Here is a 23,378-nt window from a genome sequence, read left to right as displayed (position 1 = left end):
TGCTCCCGCTCCTGCTCCTTCGTCAAGACCGATCGTTCTTTCTGCTAGCGTGACCGGCATGACCACCTCGACCCGCGGCCCCTCGGAGGCCCGCGAACGGCTGCTCGCGCGGGCCGGCGGGCTCTTCTACGGCGAGGGCATCCGCTCGGTGGGGGTCGACCGGCTCGTCTCCGAGGCCCGGGTGACGAGGGCGACCTTCTACCGGCACTTCCCGTCGAAGGAGGACCTCGTCGTCGCCTACCTGCGCGCAGCCGACGCCCAGGTGCGCGAGCGCGTCCGGGAGAGCATCGACGGCGCGGAGTCGGCGGCCGATGCGCTCCGGGCCGTCGCGACGTCGATCGCCGAGGACCTCTCCCGGCCCGAGTTCCGCGGCTGCGCCTTCCTGCGCGCGGCCGCCGAGTTCCCCGACCCGGCCGATCCGGTCCACCGCGAGGTCGTCGCGCACCGGGCGTGGTTCGTCTCGGTGCTCCGGGACCTGTTCACCCAGGTCTACCGCGACGAGGGGCCGGGAGCGCGCCCCGGCCGGGCCGCGCAGCACTTCCTCATGCTGCGCGACGGCGCCATGAGCTCGGGGGCGATCGACGAGGTCGCCGACGTCGGCGACACGTTCCGCCGGGGGGTCGAGGGCCTGATCACGGTCGTCCACGTGGCGTCCGACGGGCCGGACGCCCCGACGCGGCCGCATCTGCCCGTCTGAGCCGGTCGAGCGTGGCGGCTCCCTGAAGTCCGATGTCAGCGACGTGCCATCGCTGACACCGGGAGGTCACAGCAGCGCCGCCACCGCGTCGAGGTCGTCGGGCAGGCCCTGCACCGCGATCTCGTCGACCACCGTGGCGTCCCAGGCGTCGAGGTCGCGCCGGATCTTCGAGGCGGGCCCGACGAGGGCGATCTGCTCGACGAGCTCGGTGGGGATCGCCGCCGCGGCCTCGTCCTTGCGGCGGGACAGGTAGAGCTCCTGCACCCGCGCCGCCACCGACTCGAAGCCCATGCGGACGAAGACGTCGTGGTGGAAGTTCGCGCCGCGGGCGCCCATCCCGCCCATGTAGAGCGCGAGCTCGGGGCGGATGCGGTCGGCGGCGCGCTCGACGTCGTCGTCGACCACCACCGGCACGGTCGCCACCACCTCGAACCCGTCGGGCCGCCCGCCGGGGCGCTTCGCGAAGCCCTCGTCGAGCGCCTCGCGGTAGAAGGAGTCGAAGGCCGGGGCGAAGAACATGGCGAGCCAGCCGTCGGCGATCTCGGCCGACAGCGCGACGTTGCGCGGGCCCTCGGCGCCGAGCCACACCGGCAGGTCGGACCGGTAGGGGTGCAGCGACGAGCGCAGCGGCTTCCCCAGCTCGGAGCCGGGCGAGGGCAGCGGGAAGTACGGGCCGTCGTTCGAGACGGGGGCCGCGCGGGCCAGCGCCTGCCGCACCACCGAGACGTACTCCCGCGTGCGGGCGAGCGGCTTCGCGTACGGGACGCCGTGCCAGCCCTCGGAGACCTGCGGGCCCGACGCGCCGATGCCCAGCACCGCCCGCCCGCCGCTGAGGTGGTCGAGCGTGGTCGCCGCCATCGCCGTCGCCGTGGGCGTGCGCGCCGGGACCTGGGCGACCGCGGTGCCGAGGCGCACCCGCGAGGTCAGCGCCGCGGCGAAGGCGAGCGGGGTGAACACGTCGGAGCCGTAGGCCTCGGCGAACCACACCGAGGAGAACCCGGCCGCGTCGATCGCCTGCAGGCGGGCCGCGAGGTCGGCGGGCGGCGACCCGGCGAAGTGCCCGACGTTGACCCCGATCCGCACGGCTAGACCCTCGCGTCGTCGAACAGGTGTCCGTGGGCCGCCCGCAGCTTGTACTTCAGGATCTTGCCGCCGACGGTCTCGGGCAGCGCGTCGGCGAACACGACCGCCTTGGGCGTCTCGTAGCCGGCGAGCCGGGAGCGGCAGTGGGCGATGAGGTCCTCGGCGGTGACGTCGGGCCCGGACGGCACGACGACCGCCGCCACGGCCTCGCCCCAGCGCTCGTGCGGCAGCCCGATCACGGCGGCCTTCGTGACGCCCGGGTGCTCGTAGAGGGCCGACTCCACCCGCAGGCTCGAGACGTTCTCGCCGCCGGACTTCACGATGTCCTTGATGCGGTCGACCATCACGCGCAGGCCGTCGTCGTCGAACGCGGCGCTGTCGCCGGAGTGGAACCAGCCGGTGCGGAAGGCGTGGCGGGTGGCGGGCTCGTCCTTGTAGTAGCCGGCGGTGACGGTCGGGGTCCGGTAGACGGCCTCGCCGGGGACGCCGGGCCGGTTCCGCAGCGAGACCCCGTCGTCGTCGAACACGTCGGAGGCGAGCAGCGGGCTGGGCAGGCCCACGTAGTTCACGGCGGGCGCGGTGGCCGCGTAGGTCTCGGGCCAGCGGCGGGGCCAGAAGCGGTGGCAGGCGATGGCCTCGGTCTGCCCGAAGATGCCGAGCACGACGAGGGCCTCCCCCGCCTGGCCGAGCAGGCGGTCGTACACCTCGGGCGACAGCGCGCCCCAGCCGTAGACGAGGACGTCGAGGCAGGAGACGTCGAGCGCGTCGAACTCGCGGGACAGCGCGGTGACGAACTGCGGCGATCCGGCCCAGAGTGCGGTGATCCGCTCCTCGGCGACGGCGGCCGCGACGTCGGCCGGGATCGGCCGTCGTCCCAGCACCAGCGTGCCGCCGGCGGCGAACGCCGACAGCGCGAAGATCAGCTCGCCGACGTGGTAGATCATCGGGAGGAAGGTGCCGACCCGCAGGTCGTTCTCCAGCCCCGGCCCGCGGGTGAGCGAGAGCGCGAAATTGAGCGCCGCGAGCTGGCTCGCGGAGTGCGAGATCATCACGCCCTTGGGCATCGCGGTGGTGCCCGAGGTGAAGAGCATCTCCCAGATGTCGTCGCCGTGGATCTCCACCTGCGGTTCGTCGTCGTGCCGGCCCGCGACGAAGGCGCCGAACTCGACGCTGCCCTCGACCGCACCGCCGCCGATCGGGATCGTCACGTCGACCGCGAGCCCGGCGCGCCCGAACGCCTCGGCGGCCTTCGGCCAGGTCTCGGCGTCGACGATCGCGAAGCGCGGCTCGGCGTGGCCGATGAGGTGCTCGACGACGTCGGGCGCGAGGTTCGGGTTCAGCGGCATCGCGACGAGGCCGGCCTTCGCGATCCCGATCTTCGCGACGTAGGCCTCGACCGAGTTCTCGCAGAACATCAGCACCCGGTCGGCGGGCTCGAGGCCGCGCTCGATCAGGCCGTGGGCCACCTGGTTGGCGAGGCGGTCGGCCTGGTCGTAGGTCAGCGACCGGAAGCGCTCCTCGGCGTAGGCGCCGGGGCGCCCGACGATCGCCGTCTGGTCGGGGTAGCTCGTGGTGAGGCGCTCGAAGACGTCACCCACCGAGGTGCGTTCCCACCGGTGCACGGCTCGTCGGCCCCGCAGGGTGGTGACGTCGAAGGTCGTGGCCGTGAGGTCCACGCGTGCCTCCCTGCGCGTCGCGAGTGTGACGTGCAGCATTCCCAGGAGCACCGGCCGAGCGCAAGGGTCGAGTTACTCGGGATTCACTCCGAGGCACTGGCGGCCCATCGCCTCGAGCATCTCGGCGAGCCGGTCGGCGGGCAGTCCGCTGTGGTGGAAGAGCACGGCCTGGGTGGTCCCGAGCGCCGCGTGCACCACCACGCGCAGCTCCGCGTCGGAGAGGTCGCGGCGCAGCGGCGCCAGCACGATGACCCACTCCTCGATGTAGTGGCGCTGCCCTCGACGCAGCCGGCGCAGGTCGTCGTCGGGAAGATTGTGCGCCTCGCGGTAGTACACCTGCAGCAACCGCCGGTCCTCGATGGCGAAGCGCACGTGGTTCGCGACGAGGCGGTCGAGGGCCGTGCGGTCGTCGGGAGCGTCGGCCACGACGGCGGCGGCCGAGCGCTCCATCTCGTCCATGAGCTGCTCGAGCAGGGCCGAGAGCAGGGCGGCCTTCGAGTCGAAATGCCGGTAGATCCCCGACCCGACGATGCCCGCGGCCGCGCCGATGTCGGCCATGCCGACCGCGTGGTAGCCGTGGCGCGCGACGAGGTCGGCGGCGGCGGTGAGGATGCGGTCCTTGCGGGCCGGGTCCCGACGACCCCGGGGGCGCGCGGGGTCCGCGACCACGCCGATCGGGGTCGTCGCCTGGCCCTCGTCGGTCCGGAGCTGCGCCTCCGCAGATTCCACGGTCCCGCCCTCCTCGAACTCTTCCTCTCCCGCCACGGCGGACGCTACGGTACGACCCGAGTGAACGACCAGTCACAAGAGGGAGTCGACGTGGACTTCGCGGAGACCGACGAGCATCGCGACCTGCGGGACGCCGTCGGACGGGTCGCCGCCCCGTACGGGGGCGACTACTACGTCGACCACGCCCGCCGGGGCGCCGAGTGCACCGAGCTGTGGCACGCGCTCGGCGACGCGGGCTACGTCGGCGTCTCGGTGCCGGAGGCCTACGGCGGCGGGGGCGGCGGCCTCGTCGAACTGTCGCTGGTCTGCGAGGAGACCGCGGCGGCGGGCGCCCCGATGCTCCTGCTGCTGGTCACCCACGCCATCTCCGCGGCCGTCATCGCCGAGTACGGCACCGAGGAGCAGCGCAAGGACTGGCTGCCGGGCCTCGCGAGCGGCCGGGAGAAGGTGGTCTTCGCGATCACCGAGCCCGACGCCGGCTCCAACACCCACAAGCTCGCCACCACCGCCCGCCGCGAGGGCGAGGAGTGGGTGGTCAGCGGCGAGAAGTACTACATCTCCGGGGTCGACGACGCCGAGGCGCTGCTGCTGGTCGCGCGCACCGGGCGTGACGACCGCGGCCACGCGCAGCTCTCCCTGTTCATCGTCCCCACCGACGCCCCGGGCCTGCAGAAGATCCCGCTGCCGGTCGACGTCCTGCTGCCCGAGAAGCAGTTCACGCTGCGCTTCGACGACGTCCGGCTCCCCGCGTCCGCGCTGGTCGGCGACGAGAACCAGGGCTTCCGCCAGGTGTTCCACGGGCTCAACCCCGAGCGGATCACCGGCGCGGCCCTCTGCGTGGGGATCGCCCGCTACGCCCTCGGCCGCGCCGCCCGCTACGCGAACGACCGCGAGGTGTGGGACAGGCCGATCGGCACCCACCAGGGCGTGGCGCACCCGCTGGCGAAGGCCAAGATCGAGACCGAGCTGGCCGCGCTGATGACCCAGAAGGCCGCCTGGCTGCACGACCAGGGGCTCCCGGCGGGCGAGGCCTCGAACATGGCCAAGTACGCCGCCGCCGAGGCCGCGATCGCCGCGTGCGACGCCGCGATGCAGACCCACGGCGGCAACGGCGTGGCCCAGGAGTTCGGCCTGCTCCCCTACTGGGGTCTCGCCCGGCTGCTGCGGATCGCGCCCGTCAACCGGGAGATGATCCTCAACTACGTCGCCCAGCACTCGCTCGGGCTGCCGAGGTCGTACTGAGATGGACGTCCAGCGCAATCTCGCCCAGCGGATCAACGTCGGTGACGCCCTCACCCGCAGCGCCGCCGCCCGCCCCGACCAGCTCGCGATCGTCGACGGCGACCGGAGCCTGACCTACGCCCGGTTCGACGCGTGGGTGAACCGCCTCGCGCACGGCCTGCTCGCCCGCGGCTACGCGGTCGGCGACGCGCTCGCCCTCGCGGCCGGCAACAGCGCCGAGTTCCTCGCCGTCTATTACGCCTGCGCGAAGACCGGCGTCGTCTGCGTGCCGATCAACCTCGGCTGGCGCCCCGACGAGGTCGCCTACGTGCTCCGGCACTCGCAGGCGCGCGGCATCGTCGTCGAGACCCAGCTCGCGGTGACGATCGCCGAGGCGGTCGCGCAGGTGCCGGCCGTCACCGACGTCGTCCTCGCCGTCGGGCTCGCGCACGACGACCCGGAGGTGCTGACCTCGGAGGTCACCGACGTCGCGTCGATGACCCTCACCGACCTGGCTACCGACGACGAGTCGACCCCCGAGGTGGGGATCGACGACCGCGCGGCGCTGAGCTACCTCTACACGTCGGGCACCACGTCGTTCCCCAAGGGCGTCGTCGGGACCCACCTCGCGATCCACCTCGAGTCGATGTCGGCGGCGCTCGACTCGGGCTGGAACGCCTCCGACCGGTTCGTCGCGATGATGCCGATGTTCCACACCGCGCAGCTCAACGCGTTCTGCACGCCCGCCGTGATCGTCGGCGCGACGATCCACGTCCACCGCGGCTTCGACCCCGAGCGGTTCCTGACGACCATCGAGCGCGAGCGGATCACGCAGGTGTTCGGCCTGCCCGTGATGTACCGGACGGCGCTGGAGCACCCGGGCTTCGGCGACCGCGACCTGTCGTCGCTGCGGCGCGCCGTCTACGCGATGGCGCCGATGCCCGAGGCCCAGATCAAGGCCTGCCTCGAGGGGTACCGCTGCGACTTCGCGCTGCTGTTCGGCCAGACCGAGATGTCGCCGATCACCACGCTCTTCCGGCCCGAGCACCAGCTCAGCCACGTCGGGGCGGTCGGGACGCCGCTCACGGGCGTGCAGGTGGGGATCATGGGCCCCGACGGGGAGCTCCTCGGGCCTGGTGAGCAGGGCGAGATCGTCTACCGCGGGCCCTCGACGATGCAGGAGTACCTGCACGACGAGGCCGCGACCGCCACCGCGTTCGCGCACGGCTGGTTCCACTCCGGCGACGTCGGGCGCTTCGGCGAGGACGGCGTCCTGTGGTTCGCCGACCGCACCAAGGACGTGATCAAGACCGGGGGCGAGAACGTCGCGTCGCTCGAGGTGGAGCGCGCGGTGTACGACGCGGAGCCCGACGTGTCGGAGGTCGTCGTGGTGGGCCTGCCGCACGCGCGGTGGAGCGAGGCGATCACCGCGGTCGTCGTGCCGAAGCCCGGCACCGAGGTCGACCCCGACGGGCTGATCGCCGCGCTCAAGAAGCGCCTCGACGGCTACAAGGTGCCGAAGGCCGTGATCGTCGTCGACGAGTTCCCGCGCACGTCCACCGGCAAGATCCAGAAGAACGTCGTCCGCGACACCCACGCGATGCACTACGGAGGCCGCTGACCCCGATGGCCGTCCTCAACTCCCTGCTCGACACCTCGTCCGAGACCTACATCAGCAACCGCAAGAACCAGCTCGAGGTCGTCGCCGCGCTCGACGAGCAGCTCGACCTCGTCGTCGCCGGGGGCGGCGAGCGCTACATGCAGCGCCACCGCGACCGGGGCAAGCTCCCCGTGCGCGAGCGGCTCGCGCTGCTCCTCGACCCCGACTCCCCCTTCCTCGAGCTCTCCCCCCTCGCGGCGTGGGGCACCGACTTCACCGTCGGCGCCTCGATCCTGACCGGGATCGGGGTGGTCTCCGGCGTGGAGTGCGTGGTCATCGGCCACGACCCGACCGTGCGCGGAGGGGCGATGAACCCCTACTCGCTCCGCAAGACGCTGCGGGCCCTCGAGATCGCGCGCCTCAACCGGCTGCCGGTGATCAACCTCGTCGAGTCGGGCGGCGCCGACCTGCCGACGCAGGTCGACCTGTTCGTCCCGGCCGGGCGCATCTTCCACGAGCTCACCGAGCTGTCGTCGATGGCCATCCCGACGGTCGCGCTGGTCTTCGGCAACTCCACCGCCGGCGGGGCGTACGTCCCGGGCATGTGCGACTACGCGGTGCTCGTCGACCGGGGCGCGAAGGTGTTCCTGGGCGGTCCGCCGCTCGTGAAGATGGCCACCGGGGAGACCGCCGACGACGAGTCGCTGGGCGGGGCCGAGATGCACTCGCGCGTCTCGGGCCTGTCCGACTACTTCGCCACCGACGAGCGGGACGCCATCCGGCTCGGACGCGAGATCGTCTCCCGGTTCCACTGGCGCAAGCTGGGCCCGCCGCCGTCCGCGCACGCTCCGGAGCCGCTCTACGACCCCGAGGAGATCCTCGGCATCGTCCCGCCCGACACGAAGGTGCCGTTCGACCCCCGCGAGGTCCTCGCCCGCACCGTCGACGGCTCGGAGTTCGACGAGTACAAGCCGCTCTACGGCACCTCGCTGGTCACCGGCTGGGCGAGCATCCACGGCTATCCGGTGGGGGTCCTCGCCAACCACCGCGGCGTGCTGTTCAGCGAGGAGGCCAAGAAGGCCACCGAGTTCATCCTGCTCGCCAACCAGACCGACACCCCGCTGATCTTCCTGCAGAACACCACCGGCTACATGGTGGGCACCGACTACGAGCAGGGCGGGATCATCAAGGACGGCGCCAAGATGATCAACGCGGTGACCAACAGCGCGGTCCCGCACCTGACGGTCAACATGGCGTCGTCGTTCGGCGCGGGGAACTACGGCATGTCGGGCCGCGCGTACGACCCGCGCCTCATGTTCGCCTGGCCCGGCGCCAAGCTCGCCGTGATGGGCGCGGCCCAGCTCGCCGGCGTCATGTCGATCGTCGGGCGGGCGTCCGCGGAGTCGCAGGGCAAGCCGTTCGACGACGAGGCCGACGCCGCCCGCACGCGGGCCATCGAGGCGCAGATCGAGGCCGAGTCCCACAGCTTCTACATCTCGGGGAAGCTCTACGACGACGGCATCGTCGACCCCCGGGACACCCGCACCGTGCTCGGCATGTCGCTCTCGGCCGTCCACTCCAACACCGTCGCCGGCCGTCGTGGCTTCGGCGTCTTCCGGATGTGAGCATGATCGAGAAGCTGCTGGTCGCCAACCGCGGTGAGATCGCCGCCCGGGTCATGCGCACCGCGCACGCTCTCGGGATCGGCACCGTCGCGGTGTACTCCGACCCCGACACCGACGCCCCGTTCGTCGCGCTCGCCGACGAGGCCGTGCGCCTGCCCGGGGCGACCCCCACCGAGACCTACCTGCGGGGCGACCTCGTCATCGCCGCCGCCCGCGCGACGGGCGCCGACGCGGTGCACCCCGGGTACGGGTTCCTCTCCGAGAACGCCGGCTTCGCCCGCGACTGCGCGGCGGCCGGGCTGACCTTCGTCGGGCCGACCCCCGAGGCGATCGCGTCGATGGGGTCGAAGCTCGAGGCGAAGGCGCTGATGGAGTCCGCCGGGGTCCCGGTACTGCCCGGCGCGACGGTCACCGACTCGACCGACCTCGAAGCCGTGGCGGAGAGGATCGGCTTCCCCGTGCTGGTCAAGGCCGCCTTCGGCGGTGGCGGGCGGGGGATGCGCATCGTGCGGACCGCCGCGGACCTGCACGAGGCCGTCGACGGCGCTCGTCGGGAAGCCGCCTCCGCGTTCGGCGACGGCACGGTGTTCCTCGAGCGGTTCGTGGAGGACCCGCGCCACGTCGAGGTGCAGATCGTCGGGGACGCCGGCGGTGAGGTCGTCCACCTCTTCGAGCGCGAGTGCTCCATCCAGCGCCGCTACCAGAAGATCGTGGAGGAGGCCCCCTCCCCCGCGGTCGACGAGGCGCTGCGCGCCGAGCTCGGGGCGGCCGCCGTCGCGGCCGGCAAGGCCATCGGCTACACCGGCGCCGGAACCGTGGAGTTCGTCCTGGACCAGGCCGGGGCGTTCTTCTTCCTCGAGGTCAACACCCGCCTGCAGGTCGAGCACCCGGTCACCGAGCTGATCACCGGGCTCGACCTGGTGGCCCTGCAGCTGCGGATCGCGGAGGGCGACCGGCTCCCGGCGGAGGTGACCGGGGCCCGGATCGACGGGCACGCGATCGAGGTCCGGCTCTACGCCGAGGACGTGCCCGCCGGGTACCTGCCCGCGACGGGGACGCTGCACCGGTTCGCGATCCCCGGGCTGCGCGGAGTGCGCGTCGACGCCGGGGTGGTCGACGGCTCCGTGGTCAGCCCGCACTACGACCCGATGCTCGCCAAGGTCATCGCCCACGGCGCCACCCGCGCCGAGGCCGCCCGCACGCTCGCCCGCGCCCTCGCGCAGGCCGGTATCCACGGCGTCACCACCAACCGCGACCTGCTCGTCGGCATCCTGCGCGACGAGGAGTTCCTCGCCGGCGGGACCGACACCGGCTACCTGCCGCGCCACCCCGAGCTCGTCACGCCGGAGCCCGACCACCGCGAGCGGGTGCGGGCCGCGGCGGCCGCGCTGGCCCGTCAGGCCGAGCACCGGGCCGGGGCCCCGGTGCTGCGCGGGCTGCCGTCGGGCTGGCGCAACGTCGGCGGGCCGCCGCAGGCCATCTCCTACGGCGTCGGCGACCGCACGGTCGAGGTGACCTACGCGTCCCGCCGGTCGCGGCTCGACGTGGCCGTCGACGGGGAGCCGCTCGCCGTGGACGCGGTGTCGGCCTCCCCGGAGCAGGTGGCGCTGGAGGTCGACGGGGTCCGGCGCACGTACCGCGTGCACCGCGCGGACGGGCACACGTTCGTCGACGGCCCCGACGGCTCCAGCGCGTTCCGCGACGTCCCCCGCTTCGCCGACCCGAACGCCGTCGCGCACGCCGGCTCGCTGCTCGCGCCCATGCCCGGGACGGTCGTCCGGGTGCTCGCGTCGACCGGCGATACGGTCGCGGCGGGCGCGGCGCTCGTCGTGCTCGAGGCGATGAAGATGGAGCACACCGTCGCGGCGCCCGTCGACGGCATCGTCGGGGAGATGCGCGTGGCCCCGGGCGACCAGGTGGAGACGCGGCAGGTCCTCGCCGTCGTCGAGGAGCCCGAGGAGGCCGCCTCGTGAGCGCGCCCGCCGAGGTGGCACGGCGGTCGAGGGCCGCCACCGAGGGATTCGAGACGTTCCGGAAGGGATCCCGACGATGAACATCGCCACCCTGCTGCGCCGTGCGGCGCGCGATCACTCCGAGCGGGTCGCGCTCCGGCTCGACGACGACGAGGTCGGCTATGCGGAGTTCGCCGACCGGGCCGCCCGCTTCGCGGGATTCCTGCGGGCCACCGGGGTCGGCGAGGGCGACCGGGTCGCGGTGTTCGCCCCGAACTGCCTCGAGTACCTCGTCGCGCTGTTCGGGGCCTGGCAGGCCGGCGCGGTCGGGGTGCCGCTGAACTACATGTTCCCCGACGCCCCGCTGCGCCACGCCCTGCTCGACTCCGGCGCCCGCCTCGTCGTCCTGCCGCCCGGCGACGTCGAGCGTGTGGAGACCCTGCTGGAGGGCAACGGTCCGGCGGTCCTCACGACGGGCGCCGAGGGCTCGTTCGCGGCGGCGCTGGAGCGGGCCGAGCCGATCGACGGCGTGGTGCCGCGCCTCGACCGCGACGACGCGCTGCTCATGTACACCTCCGGGTCCACCGGCGTGCCCAAGGGCGTGCGGCAGACCCACCGCAACACCGTCGCGCAGGTCGAGGGCGTCATCGACCTCTACGAGATCACCGGCGACGACCACGTCCTCAACTGCATGCCGATGTTCCACGTCGGCGGGCTGCAGCTCGCGGGCCTGCCGATCCTGCTGCGCGGCGGGCAGATCACCTTCATGCCGCGCTGGGACGTGGTCCGCTGGCTCGAGCTGGTGCAGGAGCTGCGCCCCACCTACGGCGGCCTGATCTCCACGATGATGATCGACGTCGGCAACCGGACGGTGCAGGCGCCGGTCACGCTCGACTCGTTCCGCATCTGCATGTTCGGCGGCTCCCGCACCCCCACCGCGGCGATCGAGCGGCTGGAGAAGGGCACCAGCATCCGGGGCACCGAGATCTACGGGCAGACCGAGCAGAGCGGCCTCGTCGTCACCTACGCGCCGGGCGAGGATCGGCGGCCCGACTCGATGGGCAAGCCGCTCTCGCAGGTGGTGCGGACACGGCTGGTGCCGGTCGACGGTTCGCCGGACCTGGAGCCCGGCGACCCCGCGGTCGGCGAGCTGTGGGTGCTGGGCGACGCGGTGACGCCCGGGTACTGGGGCGTGGAGGCGCCCGACAAGTTCGTCGACGGCTGGTTCCGCACCGGCGACCTCATGTCCCGCGACGCCGACGGCTACCTCTACTACGTCGATCGGATCGACGACATGATCGTCTCGGGCGGGGAGAACGTGTTCCCGCAGATGGTCGAGGAGCACCTCGCGGGGCACCCCGACCTCGCCGAGGTCGCCGTGATCGGCACCGCCCACGAGCGGTGGGTGGAGCAGGTGACCGCGGTGGTCGTCACGAACCGGCCCGGGGTGAGCGCGGTGGAGATCGACCAGTGGTGCGCCGTGCACCCCGACCTGCAGGGCATGCACCGGCCGCGACGGATCGAGGTCGTCGAGACCCTGCCGCGCACCGGCAGCGGGAAGCTCAACCGGCCGGAGCTGCGGAGGATGTTCCCGTGAGTGTGGGCGACACGAAGCGCAGCGGAGCTGGCGCGCCGGAGGCCGACGCAGTGGTGACCTACGAGGTCGACGACGGCGTCGCCTGGCTGACGATCGACCGTCCCGAGGCCCGGAACGCGCTCAGCAAGGACGTCCGCGACGGGCTGTGGGAGGGCACGCGGCGCTTCGTCTCCGACGAGTCCGCGGCGGTGCTGGTCCTCACCGGCGCGGGCGAGAAGGCGTTCTGCGCGGGCGGCGACCTCAAGGAGATGGCCGAGACCGCGCTGGAGGTCCCGCCGCCCGACTTCCTGCCCCAGTTCGGCCGCAACATCGACGTGCGGAAGCCGACGATCGCCGCGGTCAACGGCGTCGCGTACGCCGGCGGGTTCCTGCTCGCCCAGCAGTGCGACCTCGTGGTCGCCGCCGAGCACGCGCGGTTCGCCGTGTCGGAGGTGAAGGTGGGGCGGGGGTCGCCGTGGGCGGCGCCGCTGTCGTGGCTGGTCCCGCCCCGGGTGGCGCTGGAGATCCTGCTGACCGGCGACCCGCTCGACGCGGCGCGGGCCCGGGAGGTGGGCCTGGTCAACCACGTGGTGCCCGCCGCCGACCTGCACGCGCGCACGCAGGAGCTGGCCCGGACGATCGCGGGGAACGCCCCGCTGTCGGTGGCGGCCGGTAAGAAGACGGCGTACCTGTCGGCGAGCCACTCGCTGGCGGAGGCCTACGAGAAGGCCGAGGAGATCTGGGCCCCGGTGTACCGGTCGGCCGACGCGCAGGAGGGACCGGCGGCGTTCCGCGACCGGCGTTCTCCGATCTGGACGGGGAGGTAGACCGATGCCGGTGTCGATGACGGCGCTGTGCGACGACCTGGCGGCCGAGTCGGCGGTGCTCCGGGACGTCCTCGCGGGGCTCACCGAGGAGCAGTGGCGGCTCCCGACCCCCGCCGAGGGCTGGACGATCGCCGACCAGGTCTCCCACCTCGCCTACTTCGACGACGTCGCCCTGCGCTCCGCGACCGACCCCGACGCGTTCCTCGCGGAGAAGGCGGCGATGGACGCGGAGGGCGGCGTCAGCCCCGACACGTTCGTCGAGAAGTTCCGCGACCTGTCCGGCGCGGAGATGCTCGCCTGGTACGACGAGGCCCGGGGCCGCCTGATCGCGGCGCTCCGCGAGCTCGACCCGTCGACCCGCGTGCCCTGGTTCGGCCCGGCGATGAGCGCGGCGTCCTCGTTGACCGCGCGGATCATGGAGACCTGGGCCCACGGCCAGGACGTGCTCGACACCGTCGGCGTGGTCCACGAGCCGTCGGGACGGCTGCGCCACGTCGCGCACATCGGGGTCGGCGCGCGGCCCTTCAGCTACTACGCGCACGGCCGGCCGATGCCCGAGGTCCCGATCCGGGTCGAGCTCACCGCGCCCGACGGCTCGACGTGGACGTGGGGTCCCGACGACGCCGCCGACCGCATCACCGGCAGCGCCGAGGACTTCGCGCTGCTCATCACCCAGCGGCGCCACCGCGACGACCTTGCCCTGGGCATCGTCGGGAACGCGGCGACGGAGTGGGCCGAGATCGGGCAGGCGTTCGCCGGCGAGGCGGGGACGGGGCGGAAGCCGCGGTGACAGCGATCCGGATCGGCAACATCTCCGGCTTCTACGGCGACCGGCTCGGGGCGGCGCGCGAGATGCTCGACGGCGGGCCGGTCGACGTCCTGTGCGGCGACTACCTGGCCGAGCTGACGATGCTCATCCTCGCGAAGGCCCAGGCCAAGGACCCCGAGGCGGGCTACGCGAAGACGTTCCTGGCCCAGATGCGCGACGTCCTGGCCGACTGCGTCGCGCGCGGGGTCAAGGTCGTCTCCAACGCGGGCGGGCTGAACCCGGCGGGGCTCGCAGCCGCGCTGGAGGAGCTCGGGACGGGCGCGAGGATCGCCTACGTCGAGGGCGACGACCTGCGCGGCTCGCTCGACGCGATCGTCCCGGCCGTGGCCGGCAAGCTGGTTTCGGCCAACGCCTACCTCGGCGCCTGGGGCATCGCGGAGGCGCTGGCCGCGGGCGCCGACGTGGTGGTGACGGGGCGGGTGACCGACGCGTCGCTGGTGGTCGGGCCGGCCGCGTGGTGGCACGGGTGGGCCCGCGACGACTGGGACGCGCTCGCGGGCGCGGTGGTCGCGGGCCACGTGATCGAGTGCGGACCGCAGGCCACGGGCGGCAACTACTCGTTCCTCGACGAGGTCACCGACCGGCGCTACCCGGGGTTCCCGATCGCCGAGGTCGCGGCCGGCGGCTCGTCGGTGATCACGAAGCACCCGGGCACCGGCGGGCTCGTCTCGGTCGGCACCGTCACCGCGCAGCTGCTCTACGAGATCGCCGCGCCCGCCTACGCGGGGCCCGACTGCACCACGCACTTCGACACGCTGTCCCTGACGCAGGACGGCGAGCACCGCGTGGAGATCACCGGGGTCCGCGGCACCCCTCCCCCGCCGACGCTCAAGGTCGCGCTCAACGACGCCGGCGGCTACCGCAACACGATGACGCTCGTGCTCACGGGGCTCGACATCCAGGCCAAGGCGGCGTTCGCCGAGCAGCTGCTCTTCGAGGTCCTGGGCGGGCGCGACCGGTTCGCCGAGGTCGACGTGCGGCTGCTGCGCTTCGACCACCCCGACGCCGCGTCGAACGCCGAGGCCACCGCCCACCTGCGGATCACGGTGAAGGACCCCGACCCGCGCCTCGTCGGGCGGGCCTTCTCCAACGCGACGATGGAGCTGGCGCTCGGCGGCTACGCGGGCTTTCACACGACGACCCCGCCTTCCGCCGAGTCCGCCTTCGGGGTCTACCGGCCGGCCGCGGTGCCGCGGGAGGCGGTGACGCAGACGGTGGTGCTGCCCGACGGGTCGCGCTCGGTCGTGGCGGACCCACCGGGTGTCAGCGATGGCACTTCGCTGCCACTGGACGTCAGCGACGTGCCATCGCTGACATCAGCCCCGACCGGCCCGACGACTCGCGCGCCGTTCGGGCGAGTCGTCGGCGCCCGCTCCGGCGACAAGGGCGGCGACGCGAACATCGGCGTCTGGGCCCGGACCGACGAGGCCTACGCCTGGCTGCGCGGGTTCCTGACGATCGATCGCGCGCGCGAGCTGCTCGGGCCGGAGGCCGCGGAGCTGGAGATCGAGGTGCACGAGCTGGCGAACCTGCGCGCCCTCAACGTCGTGGTGCACGGGATCCTGGGCGACGGGGTCGCGTCGTCGACCCGGCCCGACCCGCAGGCCAAGGGGCTCGGCGAGTACCTGCGCAGCCGGGTCGTCGACGTCCCGGAGGCGCTGCTCGAGGGAGGACCCGAGTAGGACCACGGATCCCGCCGCGGTCGGCGTGCACTGCACTCGGGCCCCTCGACCGCGGAGGGAACCATGGACGCGAAGGACCGGCGGACGCCGTTGCCGCAGCTCGTCGCGACGCCGACCGGCTACCGGGTGTTCGATCCCGACGTCGTCGCGGCCCGGGGCGACCTCGACGAGTCCCGGGGCCGGCTCGTGGTGCAGCACGGCTCCGCCGCGGACGTGATCGCCCTGCTCGGCGTCGTGGCCGCCGGGGTCGGCGCCTCGTGGGCGCTCGGCGGCGGCATCGTCGGGCACGTCCTGTGGTTCGTCGCCGGAGTGGTCGTGGCGGCGGGCGGGTGGATCGCGGTGCGCCACGACGACCCGCGCCGCACCTACCGGGAGACCCACTGCGGCGCGGGCCCGTCCGTCGACGTCACCGACCCGACCGTCCTGGAGATCTGCGGGCTCGCCGAACGGCTCGCCGGGACCCGGGCCTGGGGCGGGGCGCTGGTCGACCCCGACCGCCGGCTCGCCGCCGTCGTGTGGGGCGCGGCCCGCGCGGAGACGGGCACCGACCAGGTGTGGGCGAACCTGCAGGAGCTGCTGACCATCGCGCGCCGGCTCGACGCGCGGACCGACCCGGACGCCCGCGACCTCTCCGCCGACATGCTCGACGAGGGCCGTCGTCGGCACCCCCGCGACTGACCGGACGGCGTAGGGTCGCTCCCGCTTGCGCCTAGGGTTCCGTCCGCCGCCCGTCTCCTGACCCACAACCAGGGCGACCGGGGTCTGGACCGAGCGGCGCCACGGCAGCACCCCTGCCGACACCTGACGGGAGAGAAACCCCGAGGGCTCCACGTCCGACGTGCCCGCTTCCCGGAGCGGGCCCGACGCCCAGGAGCCGTCCGGTGTCCTTCTCCGTCATCGCCATCACCCTGCTCGCGGCCGTGCTGCACGCCGTGTGGAACGCCATCGCCCACGGGGTCGACGACCGCCTCGTCGGCTTCGCGCTGATCGGGCTGTCCTACGTCGTCGTCGGCGGGGCCGGCGCGCTCGTGCTCGGTCTGCCGCCCGCCGACGCGTGGCCCGCCGTGCTCGGCTCGGCCGGGCTGCACGTCGTCTACACGCTGCTGCTGTGGTGGAGCTACCAGCTCGGCGAGTTCAGTCAGGTCTACCCCGTGGCGCGCGGGACGGCGCCGTGGGTCGTCGCGCTCTACGAGGTGGCGTTCGGCGACGGGCTGCCGGCGCTGCAGCTCGTCGGGGTCGCGGTGATCTCGCTCGGGCTGGTCAGCCTCGCCCTCGACGGCGGCCGGCTCACCCGGGCGACGCTGCCCGCGCTCGGCGCCGCGGTGGCCACCGGGGTGTTCATCGCGGGCTACACCGTCGTCGACGCCGGGGCCGTCGCGCGGACGCCGGTGCTGCTCTACGCGTCGTGGATGTTCCTGGTGCAGGGCCCGGTGCTGCCCCTGATCGCGGTGGCGCGGCGCGGGCGGGGGCTGCTGCGCGTGCGGCCGGCGACGCTCGCGATCGGGTTCGTCGGGGGGCTCGTGTCGCTCGCGGCGTACGGGCTCGTGCTCGTCGCCCAGACCAGCGGGGCGACCGCCGCCGTCGCCGCCCTGCGCGAGACCAGCATCGTCATCGGCGCCGTCATCGGGACGCTGTTCCTCGGCGAGCGTTTCGGGTGGCGGCGCACGGTCGCGGCCGTGATCGTCACGGCAGGCATCGTGATCGTCGACCTGACCGGGTAGCCGCCGCCCGATGGAACACTTCGACGGCTGGATCGGCGGGATCGGCACCGACGCGGGGCTGCGGCTCGTGGTGGGGCACTGGCCGCACTCCCCGCTGGGCCCGTTCACCGACGTCATGCTCGAGCACCCCGGCGGGCACCGCGTGCTGCTGGCGCCCTCGCAGGAGGTCGCCGACTTCGTCGGCACCACGTACACGTTCGACGAGGTCCGACTGGTACCCGTCGAGCTGTACAGCGAGGACGACGACCTCGTCCTCACCGCGGGCGGCCTCACCTCACGCTTCCGCGTAGGGCGCCGGTCGCCGCTCGGGTTCCTGCTGCGCGCCGTGCCACCCCGGCTCGCGACGAGCCCGCGCTGGATCGCGACGATCGACGCGATCGCCCGCCGGGTGCTGCCCGGCGTCCGCACGGTGGGGAGTGCCGGGAACGGGCGCACCGAGTACTACGGCGCCCGCGACCTGCACCGCATCGTCGCCGCCCGCACCGACCTCGACGGCGCCGACCAGGGCGGGCTGCGGCCCGTGTCGCCGGCGGTGCACTTCGGGTTCGGGTCGACCCCCACGGCGCCCTCGTGGGTGCGGATCACGACCCTGATCGACCGCCGCTGAATCGTCGGGAACCGATCGCGCGCGGGCGCACTCCAAGGGGACGAGGGGTCCTGGTCGTCAGGACCCGCTGCTGGAGGAGGTCCCGGTGTCCCGTCGTCCGCTGCTGCTCGCCCTCGCCGCCGCGAGCCTGCTGCTCGTCCCGCTCCCCGCGTCCGCCGAGCCCCGCGAGGTCTGCGGCCCGCACACCGCCGAGGACGAGGTGGTGCGGGTGTTCGCCCGCGGCGCCGGGGAGTCGGCGCTGCTCTGCGGCTCCCGCTACTACGGCTTCCGGCGCATCGACTGGCGCACGGTCTCGCTCGAGGCGATCGCCCGCACGCTCGCGAGCCCGGAGCCGCCGGTCTACGACGAGCGCTCGAACACCTGGATCCACACCGGCGAGGTGGTCGTGGTCCTGTCGGCGGGCGACGGGCAGGTCGTCACGGCGCGGCCCGTCGCGGCGCAGGCCGTGCCGCGCTGATGGCGCTCGACGAGGTCGTCTCGCAGGTCGGACTGTGGTGGCCCGCCGCCGACGAGGAGGCGCTGCAGTCGGCCGCCGCGGCGTGGGACCGGGCGGCCGGCGAGCTCGACCGGGCCGCCGAGGTCGGGCGCGCCGGGGCGGTGCAGGCGCGGACCGGGTGGAGCGGCGAGGCGGCCGACCGGTTCACCGCGGCATGGACCGGCCACGAGACCGCCCTGCACGACGACGCCGTCGGCTGCCGCGCCCTCGCGGAGGCCCTGCGCCGCTACGCCGCGGCCGCCGGGGAGGCGAAGGCGCGGGTCCGGGAGCTGGCGATCACGGCCGGCGCGACGATCGTCGCCGGGGTCGGCCTCGCGTGGCTGACCTTCGGGGCGTCGGCGGCGGCCGCGGCCGGGGTGAGCGCGGGGCTGGTCGCGGCCGCCGCGGCGATCGGGGTGGAGCTCTCGGCCACGGCGGCGGCGATCGTGGGCGGGGTCGTGGTGGGCGCCGTGTTCGGGGCGGCGGAGGCGGCGGCGGTCGACCTCGCGGTGACCCAGCCCGTGCGCGTCGAGGGGTTCGGGCACGGCGGCTACTCGGCGGCCGAGACCGCGGGGGCCGCCGCGACCGGGGGCCTCTTCGGCGGGGTCCTCGGGGGCGTCGTCGGCGGGCTGGCGCGACCGGCCCGGCCGTCCGTGGCCCACGACCTGGGCGAGCTCGACGGCCGCATCTCCGTCGCGCTCGACCCCGCCGGCCGGGGCTCGCTCGGGCCGCTGTTCCGGGCCGGGGTGCACGAGACGCCGGCCGCGTCGTTCGCGCCGCACCAGCTCCCCGGCGCCCGGCTGCTTCAGGACCAGGGCTTCAGCGTCCACGCCCGCACCGACACGGGGGCGCTCGTCCGCACTGACCCCGCCGACCGCGGCCGCGTCGTCGAGATCACCGAGCCCGAGGTCCCGACGGCCGAGGCGGTGGAGGCCGCGGTGCTGGAGGCCAGCGGGCGCCTCGCCCGGCAGGGCACCGGCGAGCTGCTGGTCGACGGGCGGGCGGTGGGGCTCGACGTCGAGGTCGGCGGCGCGGGCCTGGTCGCCGCGGTGCTGCGGGCCCGGGCCGAGGGGCTCGAGCTGCCGTCGTCGGTGCAGTTCGTGTTCGACGGCGACGTCAGCGTCTTCTGGCCCTGATCCGCGCGAACGGCACCCACGGCCGCACGCCCGTGCCTACCGTCGACGCCGTGAGCGGAGGCTTCGGAACCCACCCGGACGAGCTCGACGCCGCGGCCGGACGGCTCGACGAGGCCGCCCGGATCGCCGCCGAGGCCGCGGCGGCGTTGCGCGCCGCACTGGCCGGCGACCCGCTCGGGGGCGACGAGCAGGGCCGGGCGTTCGCCGCGCAGTACGACCGGAAGGCCGCCGAGGGGCTCGCGGCGCTCGAGCGGGAGGCCGGCGCCCTCGGCTCGCTCGGCGACGGGCTCCGCGGCACGGCGCGGGAGTACCGGGGCGCCGACACCGACGGCGCCGCGGGGTTCGGCCCGGGCGGGTGACGCCCGACGTGTCGGAATGGCGGCCGGCCTCGCGGCGCGCGACAGTACCGGCGTGCTGCGCGCGCTCCGGGACCTGCTCGTCATCGTCGTGCTCGCCGGGGGCTTCACCGGGCTCGTGCTCGGTCAGCCCGCGGTGGGGGCGTGCCTGTTCGTGGCCGGCGGCGTCCTGATCGCCCTCGCCCAGCGCGGGCACCGGTACATGTCGTTCGGCAGCTGAGGTCAGCCGGTCAGCGAGATCGCCACGCCGTCCGCGAGCAGCCGCCCGCGGTCGGTGAGCACCGCGCGCCCGCGCGCCCAGCCGCCCTCGTCGAGCAGGCCGTCGTGCACCGCCCGCTCCCCCGCCGTGCGGCCGGCCTCGTCGAGCACCGCCGTGGCCAGGCCCTCGACGGTGCGCAGCGCCAGCAGCACCTGCTCGACGTGCCGGTCGGCCGCCGTGAGCAGTTCCCGGGCCTCGGCCGGGGACTCCCCCGCGGCGAGCCGCTTCGAGTAGCGGGCGGGATGGCGCACGTTCCACCAGCGGACCCCGCCGACGTGGGAGTGCGCGCCCGGCCCGGCGCCCCACCAGTCGCCGCCCGACCAGTAGCCGAGGTTGTGCCGGCAGCGGGCGGCCTCGGAGCGCGCCCAGTTCGACACCTCGTACCAGCCGAACCCGGCGGCCGCGAGGACGTCGTCGACGATCTCGTAGCGGTCGGCGAGGACGTCGTCGTCGGGCATCGGCAGCTCGCCGCGCGCGAGGCGGCGGGCCAGCGCCGTGCCGTCCTCGACGATGAGCGAGTAGGCGGAGACGTGGTCGGCGCCCGAGGCGAGCACGGCGTCGAGGGAGCGGCGCAGGTCGTCGTCGGTCTCGGTGGGCGTGCCGTAGATCAGGTCGAGGTTGACGTGCTCCAGGCCCGCCGCGCGAGCGGCCGAGGCCACCGAGACGGCCGCGCCGGGCGTGTGGCGGCGGTCGAGGACGGCGAGCACGTGGTCGACGTCGGACTGCATCCCCAGCGAGAGCCGGGTGTAGCCGGCGTCGGCGATCGCGGCGAGCAGTTCCGGGGTGGTCGACTCCGGGTTGGCCTCGGTGGTCACCTCCGCACCGGGGGCGAGCCCGAACGACGACCGGACGGCGTCGAGCACCGCGACCAGACCTTCGGCGCCGAGCAGCGACGGGGTGCCGCCGCCGAGGAACACCGTGTCGGCGGCCGGCGGCGAGCCGAGCACGCGCGCGGCGAGGTCGAGCTCGCGGCGCAGGCCCTCGAGCCAGGACGCGGGCGACGCCGGGTCGTCGGAACCCGTGAGGCCCAGGTCGGAGGCGGTGTAGGTGTTGAAGTCGCAGTACCCGCAGCGCGTTGCGCAGAACGGGACGTGGACGTAGACGCCGAACGGGCGCGAGCCCAGCCCGGTCAGGGCGTCGGGGGGCAGCGCGCCGTCGGCCGGGGCGGGTTCGCCGCCGGGAGGCACGGAGGGCACGCCTCCAGTGTGCGCTCCGCGCTGGTGAGCAGTCGGCGGGGCCATGGCCCCTCGACGTGCTCACGAGCGTGCAGTGCACAACCAGGTGACGAGTCCCCTACGGGCGCCGGTGGAATCACGCTGCCCGACGTGGCAGTGTTGGCGCTCGTGCGTTCCCTGGACCCGATGCTCGTCGGTCGACCCCACGTCGATCTCGCGCGTGTCGCCAGCGCACTCTGCCGGGCTTGCTGAAGCACCGCTGACGCCCACGAGGGCACCCACCACCACGATCGTCAGCGGGTGTGCGCGACCGGCTCCGGGCGGACGCGTGCGCCCGCTCCCCGGAGGACGCACCACCGATGACCAGCGCCCCGTCCAGCGAAGGTGCCTCGACCCCCGAGGAGTCCTACGCCGAGACCACCCCGCTCGGCCTGCGCGGCGACATCGACGAGACGCCGGTGAAGCCCGCCCCGAAGCGCGCCCGCAAGGGCAAGGCCGAGGGCCAGTGGGCGCTGGGCTACCGCGAGCCGCTCAACAAGAACGAGCAGTCCAAGAAGGACGACAACCCGCTCAACGTGCGGGCGCGCATCGAGAACATCTACGCGCACCGCGGGTTCGACTCGATCGACCCGGCCGACCTGCGCGGGCGCTTCCGGTGGATGGGCCTCTACACCCAGCGCGCCGAGGGCTTCCCCGGCACCGACACGGGACACGTCGAGGAGGAGGAGCTCGACGCCTCCTACTTCATGCTGCGGGTCCGGGTCGACGGCGGGGCGCTCACCACCGAGCAGCTGCGCGTGATCGGCGAGATCAGCCAGACCTTCGCCCGCGACACCGCCGACATCACCGACCGCGAGAACGTCCAGCTGCACTGGATCCGCGTCGAGGACGTCCCGGAGATCTGGCGCCGGCTCGAGGCCGTGAACCTCTCCACCACCGAGGCCTGCGGCGACTGCCCCCGCGTCGTCCTCGGCTCCCCCGTCGCCGGGATCAGCGCCGACGAGGTCATCGACGGCACCCCGGCGATCACCGAGATCGTCGAGCGGTTCATCGGCGACCGGTCGCTGTCGAACCTGCCCCGCAAGTTCAAGACCGCGATCTCGGGCCAGCAGGACGTGGCGCACGAGGTCAACGACGTCAGCTTCGTCGGCGTGGTGCACCCCGAGCACGGCCCCGGCTTCGACATCCACGTCGGGGGCGGGCTCTCGACCAACCCGAAGCTCGCGGTCCGCCTCGGCGCCTGGGTCCCGCTCGAGGAGGTCCCCGACGTGTGGCACGCGGTGGTCCAGACCTTCCGCGACTACGGCTACCGCCGCCTGCGCACCCGCGCCCGCATCAAGTTCCTCATCGCCGACTGGGGCCCCGAGCGCTTCCGCCAGGTCATGGAGGACGAGTACCTCCACCGCAAGCTGATCGACGGGCCGGCGCCCGAGGCGATCGCGGGCACCATCGACCACGTCGGCATCCACGACCAGACCGACGGCCGCAAGTTCGTCGGGGTCGCGCCGCCGGCCGGCCGGACGAGCGGCTCCACGCTCGTCGGGGTCGCGAAGGCCGCCGAGGACGTGGGCTCGACCCGGGTCCGCCTCACGCCGTACCAGAAGCTGCTGGTGCTCGACGTCGCCGAGGACAGGGTCGAGACCCTGACGAACGCGCTGGACCACCTGGGCCTGCCCGCCCGGCCCAGCGTCTTCCGCCGCGCGACGATGGCCTGCACCGGGCTCGAGTTCTGCAAGCTCGCCTTCGTCGACACGAAGAACCGCGCGGGCGACCTCGTCGGCGAGCTCGAGAAGCTCTGCGCCGACGTCGCGGGCGACCTGCACGACCCGATCTCGATCCACCTCAACGGCTGCCCCAACTCGTGCGCGCGGGTCCAGGTCGCCGACATCGGGCTCAAGGGCCAGATCGTCAACGACGCCGACGGCAACCCCGCGGCCGGCTTCCAGGTCCACCTCGGCGGCGGGCTCGGCCTCGACTCCGGGTTCGGCCGGAAGCTCCGCGGCCACAAGGTGCTCTCCGACGACCTCGGCCCCTACGTCGAGCGGCTCGTCCGGGCCTTCGTCGAGAACCGCGCCGAGGGCGAGCGCTTCGCCCAGTGGGTCGTGCGGGCGGAAGAAGGTCAGCTCCAATGAGGTTGGCCCTCCAGTACTGC

The 23,378-nt window shown here is 74.0% G+C and carries 22 protein-coding genes; 18 read left to right on the top strand and 4 right to left on the bottom strand.

The window, feature by feature from the left end; genetic code table 11:
- Positions 1 to 58: 58 nt before the first annotated feature.
- Entirely contained in the window at positions 59 to 697 is a 639-nt protein-coding gene (locus tag ACFPBZ_RS02605; RefSeq protein ID WP_378034439.1) for a TetR/AcrR family transcriptional regulator, read from the top strand.
- A gap of 66 nt (positions 698 to 763) precedes the next feature.
- Here the strand turns inward: ACFPBZ_RS02605 and ACFPBZ_RS02600 are convergent, their stop codons facing one another.
- The 3 genes from ACFPBZ_RS02600 to ACFPBZ_RS02590 all read right to left on the bottom strand — a co-directional run bounded on the left by ACFPBZ_RS02600 (position 764) and on the right by ACFPBZ_RS02590 (position 4,185).
- Entirely contained in the window at positions 764 to 1,780 is a 1,017-nt protein-coding gene (locus tag ACFPBZ_RS02600; RefSeq protein ID WP_378034438.1) for an LLM class F420-dependent oxidoreductase, read from the bottom strand.
- Positions 1,781 to 1,782: 2 nt separating this feature from the next.
- Positions 1,783 to 3,456: an AMP-binding protein gene (locus ACFPBZ_RS02595; RefSeq protein ID WP_378034437.1), complete on the bottom strand. Its 1,674-nt coding sequence runs from the start codon at positions 3,454 to 3,456 to the stop codon at positions 1,783 to 1,785.
- A 72-nt stretch (positions 3,457 to 3,528) separates the two neighbouring features.
- Positions 3,529 to 4,185, bottom strand: a complete 657-nt coding sequence (locus ACFPBZ_RS02590) for a TetR/AcrR family transcriptional regulator (protein WP_378034436.1) — start codon at positions 4,183 to 4,185, stop codon at positions 3,529 to 3,531.
- Positions 4,186 to 4,275: 90 nt separating this feature from the next.
- On the opposite strand from ACFPBZ_RS02590, the gene ACFPBZ_RS02585 reads away from it, so the two are divergent.
- From ACFPBZ_RS02585 to ACFPBZ_RS02515, 15 genes are all read left to right on the top strand, one after another.
- Entirely contained in the window at positions 4,276 to 5,427 is a 1,152-nt protein-coding gene (locus ACFPBZ_RS02585; protein WP_378034435.1) for an acyl-CoA dehydrogenase family protein, read from the top strand.
- A 1-nt stretch (position 5,428) separates the two neighbouring features.
- The gene (locus ACFPBZ_RS02580; RefSeq protein ID WP_378034434.1) at positions 5,429 to 7,027 is read left to right on the top strand and encodes an AMP-binding protein; all 1,599 of its coding nucleotides are present in this window, start codon (positions 5,429 to 5,431) and stop codon (positions 7,025 to 7,027) included.
- Between the two features lie 5 nt (positions 7,028 to 7,032).
- A complete protein-coding gene (locus ACFPBZ_RS02575) occupies positions 7,033 to 8,631 on the top strand; it encodes an acyl-CoA carboxylase subunit beta (RefSeq protein WP_378034433.1) in 1,599 nt (532 codons plus the stop codon).
- Positions 8,632 to 8,633: 2 nt separating this feature from the next.
- The gene (locus tag ACFPBZ_RS02570) at positions 8,634 to 10,604 is read left to right on the top strand and encodes an ATP-binding protein (RefSeq protein ID WP_378034432.1); all 1,971 of its coding nucleotides are present in this window, start codon (positions 8,634 to 8,636) and stop codon (positions 10,602 to 10,604) included.
- Between the two features lie 76 nt (positions 10,605 to 10,680).
- Positions 10,681 to 12,180 carry a class I adenylate-forming enzyme family protein gene (locus tag ACFPBZ_RS02565; protein WP_378034431.1) on the top strand — a complete coding sequence of 500 codons (1,500 nt, stop codon included), beginning with the start codon at positions 10,681 to 10,683 and terminating at the stop codon, positions 12,178 to 12,180.
- A complete protein-coding gene (locus ACFPBZ_RS02560) occupies positions 12,177 to 12,986 on the top strand; it encodes an enoyl-CoA hydratase/isomerase family protein (protein ID WP_378034430.1) in 810 nt (269 codons plus the stop codon). Before ACFPBZ_RS02565 ends, ACFPBZ_RS02560 begins: the two co-directional genes overlap by 4 nt.
- Positions 12,987 to 12,990: 4 nt before the next feature.
- On the top strand, positions 12,991 to 13,776 hold the full coding sequence (locus tag ACFPBZ_RS02555; protein WP_378034429.1) for a TIGR03084 family metal-binding protein: 786 nt from the start codon (positions 12,991 to 12,993) through the stop codon (positions 13,774 to 13,776).
- Complete coding sequence (locus tag ACFPBZ_RS02550; protein ID WP_378034428.1) at positions 13,773 to 15,497, top strand: acyclic terpene utilization AtuA family protein; 1,725 nt, start codon at positions 13,773 to 13,775, stop codon at positions 15,495 to 15,497. Before ACFPBZ_RS02555 ends, ACFPBZ_RS02550 begins: the two co-directional genes overlap by 4 nt.
- Before the next feature lie 63 nt (positions 15,498 to 15,560).
- Positions 15,561 to 16,175, top strand: coding sequence for a hypothetical protein (locus ACFPBZ_RS02545; protein ID WP_378034427.1), 615 nt, complete (start codon positions 15,561 to 15,563; stop codon positions 16,173 to 16,175).
- 203 nt (positions 16,176 to 16,378) lie between these two features.
- Complete coding sequence (locus ACFPBZ_RS02540; protein ID WP_378034426.1) at positions 16,379 to 17,218, top strand: EamA family transporter; 840 nt, start codon at positions 16,379 to 16,381, stop codon at positions 17,216 to 17,218.
- Between the two features lie 10 nt (positions 17,219 to 17,228).
- Entirely contained in the window at positions 17,229 to 17,825 is a 597-nt protein-coding gene (locus ACFPBZ_RS02535) for a hypothetical protein (protein ID WP_378034425.1), read from the top strand.
- Between the two features lie 85 nt (positions 17,826 to 17,910).
- Complete coding sequence (locus ACFPBZ_RS02530) at positions 17,911 to 18,282, top strand: hypothetical protein (RefSeq protein ID WP_378034424.1); 372 nt, start codon at positions 17,911 to 17,913, stop codon at positions 18,280 to 18,282.
- Complete coding sequence (locus ACFPBZ_RS02525; RefSeq protein WP_378034423.1) at positions 18,282 to 19,436, top strand: WXG100-like domain-containing protein; 1,155 nt, start codon at positions 18,282 to 18,284, stop codon at positions 19,434 to 19,436. The genes ACFPBZ_RS02530 and ACFPBZ_RS02525 overlap by 1 nt, the downstream gene beginning before the upstream one ends.
- A gap of 50 nt (positions 19,437 to 19,486) precedes the next feature.
- Positions 19,487 to 19,795: a PE domain-containing protein gene (locus ACFPBZ_RS02520; RefSeq protein WP_378034422.1), complete on the top strand. Its 309-nt coding sequence runs from the start codon at positions 19,487 to 19,489 to the stop codon at positions 19,793 to 19,795.
- A gap of 52 nt (positions 19,796 to 19,847) precedes the next feature.
- Complete coding sequence (locus tag ACFPBZ_RS02515) at positions 19,848 to 20,012, top strand: hypothetical protein (protein WP_378034421.1); 165 nt, start codon at positions 19,848 to 19,850, stop codon at positions 20,010 to 20,012.
- Positions 20,013 to 20,014: 2 nt separating this feature from the next.
- Here ACFPBZ_RS02515 and hemW read toward each other — a convergent pair whose 3' ends face one another.
- The gene (gene hemW / locus ACFPBZ_RS02510) at positions 20,015 to 21,247 is read right to left on the bottom strand and encodes a radical SAM family heme chaperone HemW (protein ID WP_378034420.1); all 1,233 of its coding nucleotides are present in this window, start codon (positions 21,245 to 21,247) and stop codon (positions 20,015 to 20,017) included.
- Here hemW and ACFPBZ_RS02505 point away from each other — a divergent pair.
- Positions 21,143 to 21,478: a putative leader peptide gene (locus tag ACFPBZ_RS02505; RefSeq protein ID WP_378034419.1), complete on the top strand. Its 336-nt coding sequence runs from the start codon at positions 21,143 to 21,145 to the stop codon at positions 21,476 to 21,478. The genes hemW and ACFPBZ_RS02505 overlap by 105 nt on opposite strands.
- 107 nt (positions 21,479 to 21,585) lie before the next feature.
- Complete coding sequence (locus tag ACFPBZ_RS02500) at positions 21,586 to 23,358, top strand: nitrite/sulfite reductase (RefSeq protein ID WP_378034418.1); 1,773 nt, start codon at positions 21,586 to 21,588, stop codon at positions 23,356 to 23,358.
- The last annotated feature ends 20 nt before the right edge of the window (positions 23,359 to 23,378 follow it).

It is taken from the genome of Actinomycetospora atypica (genome assembly GCF_042653685.1).
GTDB lineage: Bacteria > Actinomycetota > Actinomycetes > Mycobacteriales > Pseudonocardiaceae > Actinomycetospora > Actinomycetospora atypica.
Note: the sequence above shows the minus strand (reverse complement) of the source record. Positions and strands in the feature narration are given on the sequence as shown.